Raw genomic sequence first — 16527 nt, forward strand, 5'->3', positions numbered from 1 at the left:
CGCGGGCTGGAGGTCAATCTGCCCTGCGAACTCACCGATTATCGGCTCGATGCAGCTGGACTTCAGGCACTCGATGACGACTACCACGCCATTACGATGCCAGCACAAGCCTGGAGCGATCCCGCCTTCATGGGGCTGCTGCTCGAGGCGAAGATTGCCTATGCTCGATTGACGCTGCTACGCAACGTCAATAACTCCGAGCTGTTGCTGCTGGACAAGCGGCAGCCCGCGGCGAATGCCCTGGGAGAGGGGCTCAAGCTCTCCGGCGCACCGGATATGGTTCGCTACCTGCGCGACCTGCCACAAATCACTCGGTTCCGCCTCGGCAACCGGGCGGTACAAGCGGGCTGATCCATCGACGCCGCCGAAGCTCGGCGAGGCAAAGCCCCCTCACCCGCTCAGCACCGCCTGCGCAGATGGAAAAAAGCCGACGCACAAGCATCGGCTTTTTCTTTCCACGCAATAGCCGCCAGGCAACCAACCTGACGGCATATCACGGCTAGCGTCTAGCGCTTTCCTGGGCGAGGTCTTGCAGCTCGCGACCGGCTACAGCGTACATGGCGTAGTCCACATTGCTGGCACTGCGCAGCTCAACCAGCATTTGCCGCCAACGCTCGACTTGATATTCCCGCTGCTCCAGCCATAGCTGAACGCGAGCATCCAGGTCTTCAGGTGCGTCGCTCATCTGCAACACCGATACGGTAATGGCGCGCTGCTGACTGTCCAGATCATCGCGGAAGCTTTCCCGAGCCAGCGCCTGCCAGTTGTTTTCCACCGGCAGGCCGGTGACCTGCTGCAGATACCAGGGCAATTCCAGCGCGCCGCCCACAGCGAAGTAGGCCGCCGCGACTTCAGCGGGTGGCTGTCCGGTTTCATCAGCAGCCTCCAGTATCGGCAGCAGCGTATACAGATGGCTGGTGCCTGCCACCATTCGAGCCAGCAATTCAGGAACGCCTGCCTCGGTATAGCGCTCATAACGCGCCTGCCAAAGCTCGCGTGTTCCGCCCTGCAGCAGCGCGTCGAGTTTCAACCCGAGCGCGGCGACCCGCGGCCCGAAGTGCCCGACATCGCGCGCTGCGTCCAGCTCATTGCGGCGATTGCGCAAGAACCAGCGGGTCGCTCGTCGGCCCAGTCGCATCAGTTCGTCCATGAGGTTGAGCTGCAGTTCGGACGGGACCTTGTAATCGAGCGCCTCGATTTGGCGGAACCAATGTGGCAGGTGGAAAATATCCCGCACGATCACGTAAGCGCCGGCGACGTTGGCTGCGCTCAGCCCGGTAGCCTCTCTTAGCCGCTGAACGAATGTGATACCCATGTTATTGATCAGGTCGTTGGCGATCTGAGTACTAACGATCTCGCGTTTGAGACGGTGCTGCAGCATTGCTGGACGATACTGCTCGGCCAGCAACTGCGGGAATGCGCTTTCCATTTCGCGCGCCAGATAGGCATCGTCCGGCACGCGAGATTGCAGCAGCGCCTCCTTCAGCTCGATTTTGCTGTATGAGATCAGCACCGAGAGTTCAGGACGCGTCAAGCCCTTGCCCAGGTTTGCGCGCTCAGCCAGCGCTTCATCGCCAGGCAGGAATTCAAGCGCGCGATCCAGCGAACCTTTCGCTTCCAGAGAACTGATCAGTCGCTTGTACTCACTACCACCCGCATGGGCACGGTGCTCAGCCTGCGACAGCGCCTGGGTCTGCTTGTAGTTGTCGTGCAGCACCAGTTCGGCCACGGCGTCGGTCATCTCGAACAGCAACTGGTCACGCTGCTTACCAGTCATGTCTCCCGCACTGACGATCTCGTTCAGCAGAATCTTGATGTTGACCTCATGGTCGGAGCAGTTCACCCCGCCGGCATTGTCGATGAAGTCCGTGTTAGCCGCGCCCCCATGCAAGCAATACTCGACGCGCCCCAACTGAGTAACGCCCAGATTTCCGCCTTCGCCGATCACCTTGGCGCGCAGCTCGTTGCCGTTGACTCGCAGAATGTCATTGGCCTTGTCGCCGACGTCCGCATGGCTTTCCGCGGTGCTTTTCACATAGGTCCCGATGCCGCCGTTCCAGAGCAGATCAACCGGTGCCTTGAGCAACGCGTGGATGAGCTCGGCCGGAGTCAATTGATCGGCCTCGATCCCGAACCGTGCCTTCATCTGTGGCGTGATCGCGATGCGCTTGGCAGAACGGGGAAAGACGCCCCCTCCCGCAGAGATCAGCGAAGCATCGTAATCGGTCCAGGATGAGCGTGGCAGATTGAACAGACGCTGACGCTCGACAAAGCTGCGCGCGGCGTCCGGGTCGGGATCAATGAAGATATGCAGATGGTTGAAAGCCGCCACCAGCTGCAAGGTTTCGGACATCAGCAAGCCATTGCCGAACACGTCGCCAGCCATGTCTCCGATCCCGATCACGCTGACGTTGTCGCGCTGCACATCGATGCCACGCTCGCGGAAGTGTCGCTGCACCGAGACCCAAGCGCCCTTGGCTGTGATTCCCATCTTCTTGTGGTCGTAGCCGGCGGAGCCACCGGATGCGAAGGCGTCGCCCAACCAGAAGTCGTACTCTGCCGCGATGCCATTGGCGATGTCGGAAAAGGTCGCGGTGCCCTTGTCTGCCGCCACGACGAGATACGGGTCGTCCTCGTCGTAACGCAGCACGTTGGCAGGCGGTACGACGTTGCCATCCTTGAGATTGTCCGTGATGTCCAGCAGGCCGCTGATGAAGATTCGATAGCAGGCAATGCCTTCGGCCAACACCTCATCGCGCGAGCCGTTGGTCGGCAGACGACGCGGAACGAAACCACCCTTGGCCCCGCCGGGTACGATGATCGCGTTCTTTACTTGCTGCGCCTTTACCAGCCCCAGAACCTCGGTGCGGTAGTCTTCTTCACGATCGGACCAGCGCAAGCCACCTCGCGCGACTTTGCCACCTCGCAAATGCACGCCCTCGACACGAGGCGAATAAACAAAGATTTCGAATTTTGGTGCCGGACGCGGCATCTCCGGAATCGAGCGTGGGTCAAGCTTGAAGCTAAAATAGCTCTTAGGTTTGCCGCTGGCATCGGCCTGATAGAAATTCGTCCGCAGTGTCGCTTTGATCAGTGCCAGGTAGCGCCGCAGGATGCGGTCTTCGTTGAGCACCGCCACGTCATCCAGCGCGGTGATGATCGCCTGTTCCAGCCGCGCCTGCTTGTCGGCAAGATCCTCTTCACCGAGTTTGCGCGCCAGGTAGAACCGCATCTTGAACAGTCGCACCAGCTCACGTGCGATGTCGGTGTGGTTGAGCAATGCGCTGGCGATGTAGCCCAGATCGAAGCCCATGCGAATCTGTTTGAGGTAGCGGCCATAGGCGCGCAACAGCGCAACCTCGCGCCAGGTCAAACCCGCCGTCAGCACCAGCCGGTTGAACGCATCGTTCTCCGCCTGACCGTTATTGATCGCGATAAACGCATCCTGTAGCGGCTCGTTGATCTCCATCAGATCGATCTCGAGCCCTTCTGCGTAGGTGAATGCGAAGTCGTGGATCCAGTACTCGCGACCATCCTTGCGCCGCAGGTGGAACGGGAACTCGCCGAGTACCCGCAGCCCCAGATTCTCCAGAATCGGCAGCATGTCGGACAACGGCAGCGGCGTATTGAGGTGGTAAAGCTTGCAGTGCAGGCGGTTTTCCACCGCCGTGATCGGCTGGTAGAAACTCATCACCAACGGTCGCTGTTCGCTGAGACTGAGCACGTGCTGCATATCCACGGCAGCCGAGTGCGGCGCGAAGCGCTCACGGTATCCAGCTGGGAAGCCTTTCGGGAAATCAGCCAGTATCCCGGTGCCCTGGGCTTCGCCGAAACGCTCGATGACCACGCTCGAGTAATCGTCCTGCCAGGTGCGGCAGGCCTGGACCACTTCGTTCTCCAACTGGATGGGATCGAACTGCACCTGTTTGCTCGGGTCCAGACGCAGCAGGAACTGCACGCGGATCAGCACCGATTCGGAGAAGTAGGTTGAGAACTCACAGCCGCTGGCTTCCAGGCGATCCACCAACACCTGTTGGATGCGCAGACGGGTTTCGGTTGAATAGCTGTCGCGCGGAACATAGGCCAGGCAATAGCAGAAGCGCCCATACGGATCGATACGCAGGAACAGGCGCAGCTTGTTGCGTTCCTGGATTTGCACGATGGCGATAGCTGTGTTGAACAACTGGTCGAGCGTCATCTGGAACAGTTCATCACGCGGCAGTACTTCGAGGACCTGCGTCAGCTCCTTGGCCAGATGCGCCGAATCATCGAACTGCGAACGCTGGATTACCTCCGCTACTTTGTTGCGAATGTAGGGGATACGACGCACGCTCTGCGTATAGACCGAGGAAGTGAAGAGCCCGAGGAAGCGACATTCCCGCGAGACCCGACCTTGCTCATCGAATTCGCGAATGGAGACGAAATCCGGATATGCCGGTCGGTGTACCCTGCTCGGAGTAGCCGCCTTCGCGAACGACAGCAGCAGCGGCTCACGCAGGTAGGCCAGGGCCGGTGGCATGATCAGTTGATCGTCAGCTTCAAGACCGGTGCGCAGGTTACGCGACAGACCCAACAGCGAGGCCTCGTCATAAATAATGCGACCGCCCTCGCCCTGCTCGACAACCGTGAATTCCTCATACCCCAGGAAGGTGAAATGGTCATCAGCCAGCCAGCGCACGAAGTCCATGCTTTCAGCCAGTTGGGTGTGGTCCTCAGGTTGTAACATGGCCAGGCGCGCGTGATGTTCTTCGGCTTTCGCTTTCATCGCGGGGAAATCGCTGACGGTCACGCGTACGTCAGCCAGAACGCCGAGCAGCGATTGCTCCAGTTCGTGCAAGGCCGCCGTGCTGGCGCAGCGATCAATCTCGACAAATATCAGCGACTCGGCTTGGCTGCCTTCGCCCGAGCTACCCTTGGGCAGCAATTCGTTCAGGCTGCCATCGGTGTCCCGACGAACCTGCAACACACTGTTCTGCAGGGTATGGATGGCATAGCCACGACGGGTCAGCTCCATGCGCACCGAGTCGACCAGAAACGGCATATCCGGGTGCAGCACCTCGACCACGCTGTGGGTCGACTGCCACCCGTGCTTTTCATAGTCAGGGTTGAACACCTGAACGACCGGGGTGCTTGGGTCGAAGCGCTCTAGCAAGCGCCAACTGGCCAGCGTCGAGCCAACCAGGTCAGTCATGCGTCGCTGAGTCAGCTCAGGCAATGCGACGATTCCGAAAAACTGTTCGGCGAAGAGTCCCACTTGTGGCAGGAGTTTCTCGTCGACATGCTGTGCCAGGGCCACGTTCAGTTGTTGCTGAAAGTCAGCTTTGCTGGCAGCTGTAAAGAACGCCATTTTTTCGCTCCATTCGGGCTTGGAATTCGACTAAGGCAGTCGCGGGACCTGACCGGCAACGCAACCTGTAAGTTCAACACTAGTTCAGCGGACCGGGAATGCACCCATTCAGGTCCCCTTTGTCTGGCGACGCCAGTCACCGAGCAGTCACATTTAATTCAGCCATATGACGAACAGGGCTTGGCGTCGGTCGGCGCAGGAGATCCGCTCATCCACATGCCGAACTTGCCGAGCCGCGCATAGCCTGCCTCTCGGTAAATGAATTAAAGTCATGCCGGTCGAGCGCCCGCCCCGACACGACCCTGCAGAAGAGCTCAGCGATGGACCACCGTGAAGCCATAGTCGCGCTGCGACACTTTCTTTCAACCCAGATTCTTGGCCAGGAACGGCTGATCGAGCGGCTGCTGATCGCGTTGCTGGCTGATGGACACATGCTCGTCGAAGGCGCCCCAGGGCTAGCTAAAACACGCGCGATCAAGGAGCTGGCAGGCGGCCTCGAAGCGGAGTTTCACCGCATCCAGTTCACCCCCGACCTGCTCCCTGCGGACATCACCGGCACCGAGATCTACCGACCGGAAACCGGCAGCTTCGTGTTTCAGCAGGGGCCGATCTTTCACAATCTGGTGCTGGCGGATGAGATCAACCGAGCACCAGCAAAGGTGCAGTCGGCGCTGCTCGAAGCCATGGCCGAGCGGCAGGTCAGCGTAGGTCGCAGCACCTACGATCTGTCGCCGCTCTTTCTGGTAATGGCCACACAAAATCCCATCGAACAGGAGGGCACCTACCCTCTCCCCGAAGCGCAGCTTGATCGCTTCCTGCTGCACGTGAAGCTGGGCTTTCCCGACGCGTCGGTGGAACGACGTATTCTGCAACAGGCACGCGGTGAGGCGATCAATGGCGAAACCGCACCCGAACACCGAGTTTCTCAGCAGGCGATCTTCGCGGCGCGCAAGGAAATCCTTGGCCTGTACATGGCCGACGCGGTGGAGGAATACCTGGTGCAGCTGGTCATGGCGACGCGTACGCCCGCCAAATTCGACGCAGAGCTGGCAGGCTGGATTGCCTATGGCTCCAGCCCACGCGGCTCGATCTCGCTCGATCGCTGTGCCCGCGGCCATGCCTGGCTGGCTGGCCGGGATTTCGTCAGCCCGGAAGACATTCAGGCGGTGCTGTTCGATGTGCTGCGCCACCGTTTGATCCTCTCGTTCGAAGCAGAGGCCGCGGGCATCGATCAAGACCGCGTCCTGCAGCGCATCCTCGACGTGGTCGCGGTGGCCTGATGCAACCGTTGCGGCCCGCCGACGACAGCTCGGCGCATGCAAGGCCCGGCGATGGCGTCCGGGTGAGCCTCGCCGAGCTGATCGACATGCGCCATCGGGTCCGTGAAGTACCCTTGTTTTCCAGCCCGCATCGGCGCAGCCAGCTGGTTGGCCTGCATCATTCGAAGCTGCGTGGACGGGGTGTGGATTTCGACCAAGTGCGCATCTACCAGGCCGGTGACGACGTCCGCACCATCGATTGGCGAGTCACTGCACGGACTCAGGAGCCGCATACCAAGCTGTTCCACGAAGAACGCGAACGGCCCATCTACCTGCTCGTCGAGCAGAGCCCACGGTTGTTCTTCGGCAGCGCGCGGGCGTTCAAATCGGTGGTGGTCGCCCAAGCCGCCAGCCTGGTGGGTTGGGCCGCGCTCAGCCACAACGACCGCGTCGGCGGCCTGGTGTTCGGGCTCGGCGATCAGCAAGAAATCAAACCCCGGCGCAGCAAGCAGAGCCTGCTGCAGCTGCTGGATCGTCTGGCCCGCGCCAATGCCGAGTTGCAAGCCGACCAGGCTGACGACCCCGAGGCCTTTGGCCTGGCCCTCAGACGCGCACGCGAAGTGCTGCGGCCGGGTAGCCTGGCGGTCATCATCTGTGATGAGCGCGCTCTGGGCGACGCCGCGGAGCAGCAGATGAGCTTGCTCGCGCGCCACGTCGACCTGTTGCTGATTCCTGTCTGTGACCCACTCGACCATGCGCTACCGGCCGCCGGGCTGTTACGTTTTGCGCAGCTCAGCGCACGGCTGGAACTGGACACCCATGATGCCGCGCTGCGGCAAGCCTACCGACAGCAGGGCGAAGCTCGAAGTGCGCGCTGGAAGCGCCTGGCTGATCGTTTGCGCCTGCCATTAATGCCGCTGAATACACAGCGAGAACTGGTGGAGCAGATGCGCGAGCACCTCATCGGACAGCACCAGGGCGCCTCACGATGAATGCCCTCGAGCTTGAACCCCTGATCACCCCAGCCGCCGTTAGCTGGTGGCCGTTGGCGGCTGGCTGGTGGTTTCTCGCCGCCCTGCTGCTTAGCCTCGTTCTGCTGCTCAAGCTGCGGCCCTGGAAACGACTCAAACGATGGGACCGAGGTGATACCACCGCGGATGAACATCCGCTCGACCCGCAGCGCCAAACGGCACTGCTGGAACTCGCGCAACTGAACAAGCCTTACGATGGCCAACCCGCCAGCCACTGGCTGCAGCAACTCAATGCGTTGCTCAAACGCCTGTGTCGAATACGCTATCCGGACGATCATCCGCATACCTTGAGCGGGCGTGCCTGGCTGGCGTTTCTCGACAACCGATGTCCGGCTGCCGGATTGACGCGCTGGATGGTGTTGGTCGAAGGGGCCTACCGCGCCGAATGCCGGTTGGACGACAAAGCCATTCAGGGCCTTGAACAGTCTGTGCAGATCTGGATTCGCAAGCATGTTTGAGCTGGCCTGGCCGTGGGTCTGGCTATTGTTGCCGTTGCCCTGGCTATTGCGCTGGGTCTTACCCGTATCGGAAAGCGGCGACGCAGCACTGAAGGTCGGCTTTCTGTCCGAGCTGGAAACACTGGCTGGCCGCCGCGCCGCGATCGCCCTGCCTGCCTGGCGGCAACAGCTTCCCTACCTGTTCATCTGGTGTCTGCTGCTTCTCGCCGCCGCCCGACCGCAATGGCTCGGCGAACCGCTACCGCTTCCTACCAATGGTCGCGACCTGTTGTTAGCAGTCGACGTGTCGGGCTCCATGGATTATCCGGACATGCAATGGCAAGGCGAAGAGGTCAGCCGGCTGGAGTTGGTCAAGCACTTGCTCGGTGATTTCATATCCGGGCGGCGCGGCGACCGCGTCGGGCTGATCCTGTTCGGCAGCAAGGCCTACCTGCAGGCGCCGCTGACTTTCGACCGCCAGACGGTACGCATCTGGCTAAATGAAGCCGCGATCGGCATTGCCGGGAGCAACACGGCCCTCGGCGACGCCATCGGCCTGGCCGTCAAGCGTCTGCGCGAGCGCCCGGCCAAAAGTCGCGTGCTGGTGCTGATCACCGACGGCGCGAACAACAGTGGCGAAGTCGACCCCTTGCTCGCGGCTCGCCTCGCTGCAGCTGCGGGCGTCAAAGTGCATACCATCGGCATCGGTGCCGAAGCGGATGACAGCATGCTTCGCCGGTTCGGTTTCAACCCCGGCGGCGATCTGGACGAAACGACCCTGCGCGCCATTGCCCATGAAACCGGCGGCGAGTATTTCCGAGCGCGCACGAATGACGAGCTGGAAGCGGTCGGTGCCACACTCGATAAACTCGAACCGGCCGCCCAACCGCCGGCTCAGGCACGTGTAGCCACTGCACTGCATGTTTGGCCGCTGGCGGCAGCGCTGGTGCTCAGCTGGCTGTTAGCTGCACGCAGCGTCTGGCCGTTGGCGCTGCGTCAGCTCAGCCAGCGGAGCAAGTCTTCATGAGCGAACTTCTGCCACACTTGCTCAGACCGTTCTGGGTAATGGTATTGCCGCTACCGATATGGCTGTTGTGGCAGTTATGGCATCGACAGCGCCAGACGGGCCGTTGGCAGCGCCTGTTGCCCTACGCTTTTCATTCCGCCCTGCTCACCCGCGGCAAGTTGCGTAACAGCAAGCTCCCCTGGATCCTGCTTGGCTCCGCCTGGCTGCTGGGCTGCATAGCGTTGCTGGGGCCAAGCTGGCAGCAGGTTGAGCAACCGAGCCTGTCGCGCGCGGACCCGCTGGTGATCCTGCTGGAGACCACACCGGCCATGCTGGCAACCGATGTGCGACCAAGTCGGCTCGAGCAGGCCAAGCGCAAGATTCTCGATCTACTACAAACCCGCCAGGACGCGCAGACCGCCGTGGTGGTCTTCGCCGGCAGTGCTCACACCTTGGTGCCCCTGTCGAACGACCTGGTCACCACTCAAAATCTTCTGGATGTGCTGAAGCCCGAACTTATGCCCGAATCCGGCCACCGCGCTGACCTGGCGGTGGCGCGAGGCATCGACCTGCTCCAACAGGGCGCTAATGGCCGCGGCCGCCTGCTGCTGATCGGCAGCAGCCTGAGTGAGCAGGAACGCGAGTCGATTGAGTTGCTACTCGAAGACAGCGAGCAGCCGCTCCTCCTGTTGGGCATCGGCACCGAACAAGGCGCCCCGATTGCCCAAGAAGATGGCAGCTTCCTCAAGGATGACAAAGGCGCCATTGTCATCCCTCGGCTGGACGACAATGCCATGCGGCGCTTCGCCAGTCGTATTGGTGGGCGCTATCAGCAGGCGCGAGTCGATGATGCGGACCTGCGTAACCTCGGCTTGCTCGAACGCAACGGAAAGCTTGTGGCGCAAGACGAGACCACGCGCCTCGACACCTGGCAGGACCAAGGCTATTGGCTGCTGCTACCCCTATTGCTGCTCGCGGCCTGCGCCGGGCGTCGGGGTTGGCTTTTCTGCTTGCCACTCTTCCTCTTCATTCCGCAACCTGCCAGCGCTCTTAGCTTTGACGACCTCTGGCTGCGCCCCGATCAACAGGGCATGCGCTTGCTGGACTCGTCTCGCCCAGACGAAGCCGCGACCCGCTTCAAGGATCATCGGTGGCAGGGCTATGCGCGCTACCAGGCCGGCGACTTTGCTGGCGCCGCCGAGCAATTCAGTAATGGCGACTCCGCCGCCGACCACTACAACCGCGGCAACGCGTTGGCACGCAACGACGAGCTGCAAGCCGCCATCGAAGCCTATGAACAAGCTCTGGAGCTGGATCCAGGTCTGGACGTCGCGCAGCGCAATAAAGCGGCCGTCGAAGAGGCTCTGCGGCAGCGGCAAGCTCAAGATCAAGCCCAGCTCGACAAACCGACGCCACAGGAACCGACTGCTGACACCGAGCCGCGCAAGCAGCCGCGCGGAAGCAAAGCGCCCGCCACATCGCCTGCCTCGGCTGGCCAAGCCACGGAACAGAGTCCGTCAGAGCACGCTAGCGAGGCGTCCAGCGAAACCCTGAACGAGGCGGCTCCCAAGTCAGAATCAGCCGAGTCCGAGCCAGCCGCGACCGATGAGCAGCTGGCACAGGCACAGGACGTTCCCATCGACCCCGAACAGGATCAAGCAATGAACCAGTGGCTGCGCAAGATTCCGGACAATCCGGGCGAGCTGCTAAGGCGCAAGTTTCTTTATGAACAACGCAAACGGCAGGAATTGAACCAATGATGCGTGGAATAACGCTGGCGTTTCTGCTCCTGCTGGGCCTGCAGGCGAACGCCGCAACCTTGCTCGCTCGGGTCGACCGCACCGCGTTGAGCCTGGACGAAACGGTTGAACTGACTCTGGAAACGGCCGATGGCACGGCCTTTGGCAAGCCTGACTTGCAACCGCTCGATAGCCTGTTCAAGGTATCCGGCACGCGCCAGAGCAACCAGCTCGCCGGCGCCAACGGCGAGGCGCAGGCAATTACCCAATGGCAGGTCACGCTCCAGCCACTGCAGACCGGCTATGTCGTCATCCCACCTCTGAAGCTCGGCGATGCGCGTAGCGAACCCATTACGCTGCATGTCACCGAACCCAGCGCCAGCGCCAGCGACCTGCTCGCTCCGATATTCATCGATGCAAGCCTCGATCATGAGGTGGCCTACGTGCAGGCACAGGTACTGCTGACGCTGCGTATTTACCATTCCGTATCGCTCTACGACGACAGCACCCTGTCTCCGCTGCAAATGAGCGATGCGCTGGTGGAGCGGCTGGGTGAACCACGCACCTATGAAAAGGACATTAACGGGGTCCGCCACGGCGTGATCGAAATCCGTTATGCGCTGTTTCCGCAAAAGAGCGGCGAGCTGACGATTCCCGCACAGCTGTTCAGTGCCACGGCCGTGGCTCCCTCGACCGGTGATCAGTACGGCTCGCGATTCGGGCGCACGACCCAGGTGAAATCTCCCACCATTCCATTGGTTGTAAAACCCAAGCCAAACGACTACCCCGCCGGCGCCGCCTGGCTGCCTGCGCGGAGCTTGACGCTGGTTGAAGCCTGGAGTCCGGAACCTGCGGGTGCTCAGCTGGGCGAAGCGCTGACCCGCAGCGTGCTGCTGAAGGCCGATGGGCTGACCAGCAGCCAGTTGCCTCCGATCACCTCGCCCAAGGTTCCAGGCCTGCGCAGCTACCCCGATCAACCGACCCTGAACAACGAAGTCACCGCCAACGGCATCAGCGGTAGCCGCGAACAGCGCGAAGCCCTAGTGGCGACGCGAGCCGGTGATTTCCAGCTCCCACCGATTGAAGTGATCTGGTGGAACACCGTTGACGATCGCCTGGAACGCAGCACTTTGCCCGGGCGGAACCTGCTGGTCGCCGACAACCCGGACCTGCAACAGCCCGCCATCGACACGCCGGACATACCCGAACAGCGGGAGGCGCGCCGGCTCTGGCCCTGGCAGCTGAGCAGCGCATTGCTGGCCTTGACGACCCTGCTCGGTTTTGGCTTGTGGCTGCACGCACGCAACCAGCCTGCAGTGATCCGCACGGTGCCGACCGGCCCGACCCCACGCAGCCTGCTAGATGACCTGAAACGGGCCTGTCTCGCCAATGACACTCTGGCCACCCGCCATGCACTTGATGCGTGGGCGCGCCAGCAGCCCGAGACTTTGGCCGATATGGCGGCGCGCTTCGAGCCGCTGTCAGATGCACTCGATGGCCTTAACGGTGCGCTGTACAGCGAGACCGGCCAACGCTGGCAAGGCGAAGCCTTGTGGCAGGCCATCCAGAGCTTGCCGGCTGACCACGCCGGTGATGCCGAACGGGAAGCCAGTGCGCTGCCGCCGTTGTATCCGCGCTGAGTGATCGGCTTCCTGACCGGAATCGCAACCAGCACGTCCCGCCGCTGCCGCCGGTTCGAATTCCAGTTGGACACCTCGTACGCTGCGCTTGGCATATGGCTTGCTAAACCTGAACCAGATATCCCAGTTCGCACCGATCCCTTAAGAACGGTGCGCGCTTCGCATGGCAAAGGTTTCCCTCAGCATGACCGATCTCAACCCTTCGCTCCGCCCTGATACCAAAGCCTGGATCGCCGACAGCGACGCGCCAGCAAAGCAGGTCGTCAATCTCGGCCTCATGGCGCCAGCCGATGCTGCATCGCAGATCGTGGCTGCGACTCCAGGCTTTGCCCAGCCCTATGGCCTCACGCTCAATCTGCGTCGGCAGCGTTCCTGGTCCAGCCTGCGAGACAAGCTCGTCGAAGGCGAACTCGATGCTGAACGAGGCCTGCATGAACTCATCTACGCCGTCCACCTGGGAATCGGAGGCAGCGCGCCGAAGAACATGGCCGTGTTGACGGAGCTGGGGCAAAACAGCCAGAGCATCAGCCTCCCCCGTGAGCTGAAGGCAGTCGGCGTGACCGATCCCGATACGCTCAGCAGGTGCGCGCACCAGAGTGGTGCAGCCAGAACCGCACCTCATCCCAAGCCTTGCACAGGGAGACAGCCATGCTTCGCGTTCTCCTGATCGACGATACCCCGCACAAGGTCGGTCGCCTGCGCTGCGCGCTGATCGATGCCGGTTTCGAGGTGATAGAGGAGTCTGGCCTGACCATCGATCTGCCCGAACAGGTCGAAGCAGTTCGACCGGATGTGGTGCTCATTGACACCGAATCGCCAAATCGTGACGTGATGGAACAGGTGATCAAGGTCAGTCGCGCCCAGCCGCGCCCTATCGTCATGTTCACTGACGACGACAACCCCGATGCCATGCGCCAGGCCATCCGCGCCGGTGTCAGCGCCTATATCGTCGAAGGCATCCAGTCCCAGCGCTTGAAAGCCATTCTCGACGTGGCCATGGCCCGCTTCGAGAGCGACCAGGCGATCCGTGCACAACTCCATGCGCGCGACCAGCAACTGGCCGAGCGCAAACGCGTCGAACTGGCCAAGGGCATGCTGATGAAGATGCGCAGTTGCAACGAAGAAGCGGCCTACACGCTGATGCGCCGCCAGGCCATGAGCCGCCAGCAGAAGCTGATCCAGGTCGCCGAACAGATCATTGCGATGAACGATTTGCTGGGCCAGTGAACCGCAACGTCAGCGAGGCAAGTTTCGGCGCGATCCCGCGTAGTCGTAGCCGAACACCTGTGGCGTAGCGAGCGTAGCGCGGAGCCGGGTGCTGAGGACGCCTGACGCCGCGGCTGCGATATCAACAGGCCGGATCGAGCTTGGAGCCATCGTGCAGATGCGTACAATCCGCCTCCGCACGTCGCGCTGCAACCAGCGCCAAACATCCGCAACGAGAGCACCATGGCCCGCCTGACCCTGCAGTTTCCCGAAGATCAGTTCTGCTTCAGCACTCAACTGACCGTTCGTATTACCGACATCAATGCCGGCAACCATCTCGCCAACGACTCGATGATCTCGATGATTTCCGAGGCCCGCGCACGCTTCCTGTTCGCCTATGGCATTGCCGAGACCAGCAAGGACGGCAGCGGCATCATCGTCACCGACCTGGCGACCACCTACAAAGCCGAAGCCCATGCGCGGGACGCCTTGCTGTTCGAAGTCGGCGTGATGGATTTCAACAAGTACGGCGGCGACATCACCTTCCGCATCACGCGGCCGGCGGATGGCACGCTGATCGCCATGGCCAAGTCCGGCTTCGTCTTCTACGACTATGTGCAAAGTCGCGTGGTCGCCATGCCTGAAGCATTTGCCGCTAAATTCACCCGGGTCAACCGAATCGACTAGCACAACCTTCGATCCCTCCGCCGCCCGGGTCGTGGCGCGGCTGAGCATCGCACTTGTCGGTTCTAATCACTCGTACGGTGCTGACGGACAGACCCATTACCCAGTTGAGGGTCAGGTCGCAATAACGGGCATCGATCACCTCCTCAAAGCGTCGCACGGCAAGCCTGGCAGCGAGGCCATAGACGCTTGCGAAGGCGTTGCCCCGGAATGGCCCCTCACCGCACAACGCTTGTGCAGCCGATATCGAGCGGTCGCGCGCGAACAGCATCAATGCCACGAAATACGCGGCCGCAGCAGACTGGCACGCTAGCTGCTTCGCTCCCGGCACGGCAGGCCAACGGCGGTCTCCACAAAAAGACAAAGGCGTCGCACCACAGCTGCTCCGGCAGGCGTGATGCGGCGCCTTTTTGTATCCGCCGCGAAGCTGGGGCGGCCTCTTTTGCACAAAGACCAATGCCTGGAGCTACCCGATGAATACCAGTTTCTGGAAAGCCGGCCACACGCCGACGCTGTTCTCCGCCTTTCTCTACTTCGACCTGAGTTTCATGGTCTGGTACGTACTTGGTCCGCTTGGCGTGCAGATCGCTGCCGATCTTGGACTGACGACGCAACAGCGGGCTTTTATGGTCGCGACGCCCATTCTCTCCGGCGCTGTATTGCGGCTGGTGTTGGGCATGCTGGCCGACCGCACCTCTCCGAAGGCCGCCGGGCTGTTCGGTCAGGTCGTGGTGATTGCCGCGTTGTTCGTGGCCTGGCTTCACGGCATTCACAGCTACGAGCACGCGCTACTGCTCGGGCTGTTCCTCGGCATGGCCGGTGCCTCCTTCGCCGTAGCACTGCCGCTGGCTTCGCAGTGGTACCCGCCGCAGCATCAGGGAACGGCCATGGGCATCGCCGGCGCGGGCAATTCCGGCACGGTGCTCGCGGCGTTGTTCGCACCGGTACTGGCAACCATGTTCGGCTGGAGCAACGTGTTCGGCCTGGCGCTGATCCCGTTGGTGCTGACGCTGATCATCTTTGCCACTATCGCCAGGAACGCACCTAACCGCCCCGCGCCGAAATCCTTTGCCGACTACATGAAGGCACTGGGCGACCGTGACAGCTGGTGGTTCATGTTCTTCTACAGCGTGACCTTCGGTGGTTTTCTCGGCCTGGCCAGCACCCTGCCCGGCTACTTCCACGACCAGTACGCCTTCGATCCGGTCAAGGCTGGCTATTACACCGCCGCCTGCGTCTTTGCCGGCAGCATGTTGCGCCCCGTTGGCGGTGCGCTGGCCGACCGAATCGGCGGCATCCGTTCGCTGTTGGTGATGTACGCGGTTGCAGCTGTCTGCCTCTTCGTCGTCGGCTTCAACTTGCCGAGCTCGACGGCTGCGCTGGTCCTGTTCGTAGTCGCGATGCTCAGCCTCGGCGCGGGTAATGGTGCGGTGTTCCAGTTGGTGCCGCAGCGCTTCAACAATGAGATCGGCGTCATGACTGGGCTGGTGGGCATGGCAGGCGGCATCGGTGGGTTCCTGCTCACCGCGGGGTTGGGTGCGATCAAACAGGCCACGGGGGACTATCAGATGGGACTCTGGCTGTTTGCCAACCTGGGTGTACTGGCCTGGCTCGGCCTCTATGGTGTCAAGCATCGCTGGAGGACCACCTGGGGCTCTGCCTCGATGGCAGCAAGGATCTAAGAGCAGCTTGAAGCTCGGAGCGCAGTTCTGCCCTTGCTGGTGTGGCTGGCGAAAGGCAGCTAACCGATCGCCGCTTGATCAGATCGACACACGCCGGACGATCAAGCCCTGCCGAGCCACACGCGTCAAGTGTCGCACGCAGTCTTCGAGACGTTCGCCGTCGGGAGCCTGAATCACGGCCAGATCGAAACTGTTCGTTGCGAAATGCGCGAGCGATTCATCGGCTCCGCTGAACTGAACAAGAAAGGCGCGCGGCCTGCCCCAGCGCCTCGGCCAGCCGTCCAGATAGCGCAACAGCGAGGGTTGATGGCTACCGCCAAGAAGGATTTTCGGGTTGCTGCGAACCAGCCCACTGGTAATCGGGGCCAAGCGTAGAGGAGCGCGTTGCAGTGCATTCATTGAGAAAGTCCCGCCTCAGAAATTCCGCTGGGCAGCGGTGGGAGGCGACACCGAACCAGCGCTTTAGCGGTATTTCGAAGCCTTGGCTCCAGGCGCC

14 protein-coding genes are annotated in these 16527 nt (G+C 61.7%); 11 read left to right on the forward strand and 3 right to left on the reverse strand.

The genetic code is table 11. The features are described 5' to 3' along the window. A partial coding sequence (locus PSTU_RS0119615) for a DUF6685 family protein (RefSeq protein ID WP_019342727.1) occupies window positions 1-351 on the forward strand: 351 nt, incomplete at its 5' end. Between the two features lie 148 nt (window positions 352-499). Here PSTU_RS0119615 and PSTU_RS0119620 read toward each other — a convergent pair. Continuing rightward, on the reverse strand, window positions 500-5347 hold the full coding sequence (locus tag PSTU_RS0119620) for an NAD-glutamate dehydrogenase (RefSeq protein ID WP_019342728.1): 4848 nt from the start codon (window positions 5345-5347) through the stop codon (window positions 500-502). A 320-nt stretch (window positions 5348-5667) separates the two neighbouring features. Here PSTU_RS0119620 and PSTU_RS0119625 point away from each other — a divergent pair, with 320 nt between their 5' ends. From PSTU_RS0119625 to PSTU_RS0119665, 9 genes are all read left to right on the forward strand, one after another. Beyond that, window positions 5668-6627 carry an AAA family ATPase gene (locus PSTU_RS0119625; protein WP_019342729.1) on the forward strand — a complete coding sequence of 320 codons (960 nt, stop codon included), beginning with the start codon at window positions 5668-5670 and terminating at the stop codon, window positions 6625-6627. Continuing rightward, window positions 6627-7598 (forward strand): DUF58 domain-containing protein, encoded by a 972-nt coding sequence (locus PSTU_RS0119630; RefSeq protein WP_019342730.1) that lies wholly within the window; start codon window positions 6627-6629, stop codon window positions 7596-7598. The genes PSTU_RS0119625 and PSTU_RS0119630 overlap by 1 nt, the downstream gene beginning before the upstream one ends. Then, on the forward strand, window positions 7595-8095 hold the full coding sequence (locus PSTU_RS0119635; RefSeq protein ID WP_019342731.1) for a DUF4381 domain-containing protein: 501 nt from the start codon (window positions 7595-7597) through the stop codon (window positions 8093-8095). Before PSTU_RS0119630 ends, PSTU_RS0119635 begins: the two co-directional genes overlap by 4 nt. Continuing rightward, on the forward strand, window positions 8088-9101 hold the full coding sequence (locus PSTU_RS0119640; RefSeq protein WP_019342732.1) for a vWA domain-containing protein: 1014 nt from the start codon (window positions 8088-8090) through the stop codon (window positions 9099-9101). The genes PSTU_RS0119635 and PSTU_RS0119640 overlap by 8 nt, the downstream gene beginning before the upstream one ends. After that, window positions 9098-10840 carry a VWA domain-containing protein gene (locus PSTU_RS0119645; protein WP_019342733.1) on the forward strand — a complete coding sequence of 581 codons (1743 nt, stop codon included), beginning with the start codon at window positions 9098-9100 and terminating at the stop codon, window positions 10838-10840. The genes PSTU_RS0119640 and PSTU_RS0119645 overlap by 4 nt, the downstream gene beginning before the upstream one ends. Then, the gene (locus tag PSTU_RS0119650) at window positions 10837-12459 is read left to right on the forward strand and encodes a BatD family protein (RefSeq protein ID WP_019342734.1); all 1623 of its coding nucleotides are present in this window, start codon (window positions 10837-10839) and stop codon (window positions 12457-12459) included. The genes PSTU_RS0119645 and PSTU_RS0119650 overlap by 4 nt, the downstream gene beginning before the upstream one ends. A 184-nt stretch (window positions 12460-12643) precedes the next feature. Then, a complete protein-coding gene (locus tag PSTU_RS21025; protein ID WP_080571227.1) occupies window positions 12644-13126 on the forward strand; it encodes an ABC transporter substrate-binding protein in 483 nt (160 codons plus the stop codon). Next, complete coding sequence (locus PSTU_RS0119660) at window positions 13108-13686, forward strand: ANTAR domain-containing response regulator (protein WP_019342736.1); 579 nt, start codon at window positions 13108-13110, stop codon at window positions 13684-13686. The genes PSTU_RS21025 and PSTU_RS0119660 overlap by 19 nt, the downstream gene beginning before the upstream one ends. Before the next feature lie 222 nt (window positions 13687-13908). Next, the gene (locus PSTU_RS0119665) at window positions 13909-14352 is read left to right on the forward strand and encodes a thioesterase family protein (protein WP_019342737.1); all 444 of its coding nucleotides are present in this window, start codon (window positions 13909-13911) and stop codon (window positions 14350-14352) included. On the opposite strand, the gene PSTU_RS21630 is transcribed toward PSTU_RS0119665, so the two are convergent. Further along, a complete protein-coding gene (locus PSTU_RS21630) occupies window positions 14336-14629 on the reverse strand; it encodes a hypothetical protein (protein WP_141566896.1) in 294 nt (97 codons plus the stop codon). The two genes, PSTU_RS0119665 and PSTU_RS21630, sit on opposite strands and share 17 nt — an antisense overlap. Before the next feature lie 193 nt (window positions 14630-14822). Here PSTU_RS21630 and PSTU_RS0119670 point away from each other — a divergent pair, with 193 nt between their 5' ends. Continuing rightward, a complete protein-coding gene (locus tag PSTU_RS0119670; RefSeq protein ID WP_019342738.1) occupies window positions 14823-16031 on the forward strand; it encodes a nitrate/nitrite transporter in 1209 nt (402 codons plus the stop codon). 78 nt (window positions 16032-16109) lie between these two features. Here the strand turns inward: PSTU_RS0119670 and PSTU_RS0119675 are convergent, their stop codons facing one another. Continuing rightward, window positions 16110-16430, reverse strand: coding sequence for a hypothetical protein (locus tag PSTU_RS0119675; RefSeq protein ID WP_019342739.1), 321 nt, complete (start codon window positions 16428-16430; stop codon window positions 16110-16112). Window positions 16431-16527: the final 97 nt, after the last annotated feature.

Source organism: Stutzerimonas stutzeri SDM-LAC (assembly GCF_000235745.1).
Lineage (GTDB): Bacteria > Pseudomonadota > Gammaproteobacteria > Pseudomonadales > Pseudomonadaceae > Stutzerimonas > Stutzerimonas stutzeri_H.

What these genes read in the sequence shown, in the direction of transcription:
- PSTU_RS0119645 (WP_019342733.1), top strand. Translation starts at nt 9,098, where the DNA reads ATGAGCGAACTTCTGCCACACTTGCTCAGACCGTTCTGGGTAATGGTA.
- PSTU_RS0119670 (WP_019342738.1), top strand. Translation starts at nt 14,823, where the DNA reads ATGAATACCAGTTTCTGGAAAGCCGGCCACACGCCGACGCTGTTCTCC.
- PSTU_RS0119660 (WP_019342736.1), top strand. Translation starts at nt 13,108, where the DNA reads ATGCTTCGCGTTCTCCTGATCGACGATACCCCGCACAAGGTCGGTCGC.
- PSTU_RS0119650 (WP_019342734.1), top strand. Translation starts at nt 10,837, where the DNA reads ATGATGCGTGGAATAACGCTGGCGTTTCTGCTCCTGCTGGGCCTGCAG.
- PSTU_RS0119640 (WP_019342732.1), top strand. Translation starts at nt 8,088, where the DNA reads ATGTTTGAGCTGGCCTGGCCGTGGGTCTGGCTATTGTTGCCGTTGCCC.
- PSTU_RS21025 (WP_080571227.1), top strand. Translation starts at nt 12,644, where the DNA reads ATGACCGATCTCAACCCTTCGCTCCGCCCTGATACCAAAGCCTGGATC.
- PSTU_RS0119630 (WP_019342730.1), top strand. Translation starts at nt 6,627, where the DNA reads ATGCAACCGTTGCGGCCCGCCGACGACAGCTCGGCGCATGCAAGGCCC.
- PSTU_RS0119675 (WP_019342739.1), bottom strand. Translation starts at nt 16,430, where the DNA reads ATGAATGCACTGCAACGCGCTCCTCTACGCTTGGCCCCGATTACCAGT.
- PSTU_RS0119625 (WP_019342729.1), top strand. Translation starts at nt 5,668, where the DNA reads ATGGACCACCGTGAAGCCATAGTCGCGCTGCGACACTTTCTTTCAACC.
- PSTU_RS0119620 (WP_019342728.1), bottom strand. Translation starts at nt 5,347, where the DNA reads ATGGCGTTCTTTACAGCTGCCAGCAAAGCTGACTTTCAGCAACAACTG.
- PSTU_RS0119665 (WP_019342737.1), top strand. Translation starts at nt 13,909, where the DNA reads ATGGCCCGCCTGACCCTGCAGTTTCCCGAAGATCAGTTCTGCTTCAGC.
- PSTU_RS0119635 (WP_019342731.1), top strand. Translation starts at nt 7,595, where the DNA reads ATGAATGCCCTCGAGCTTGAACCCCTGATCACCCCAGCCGCCGTTAGC.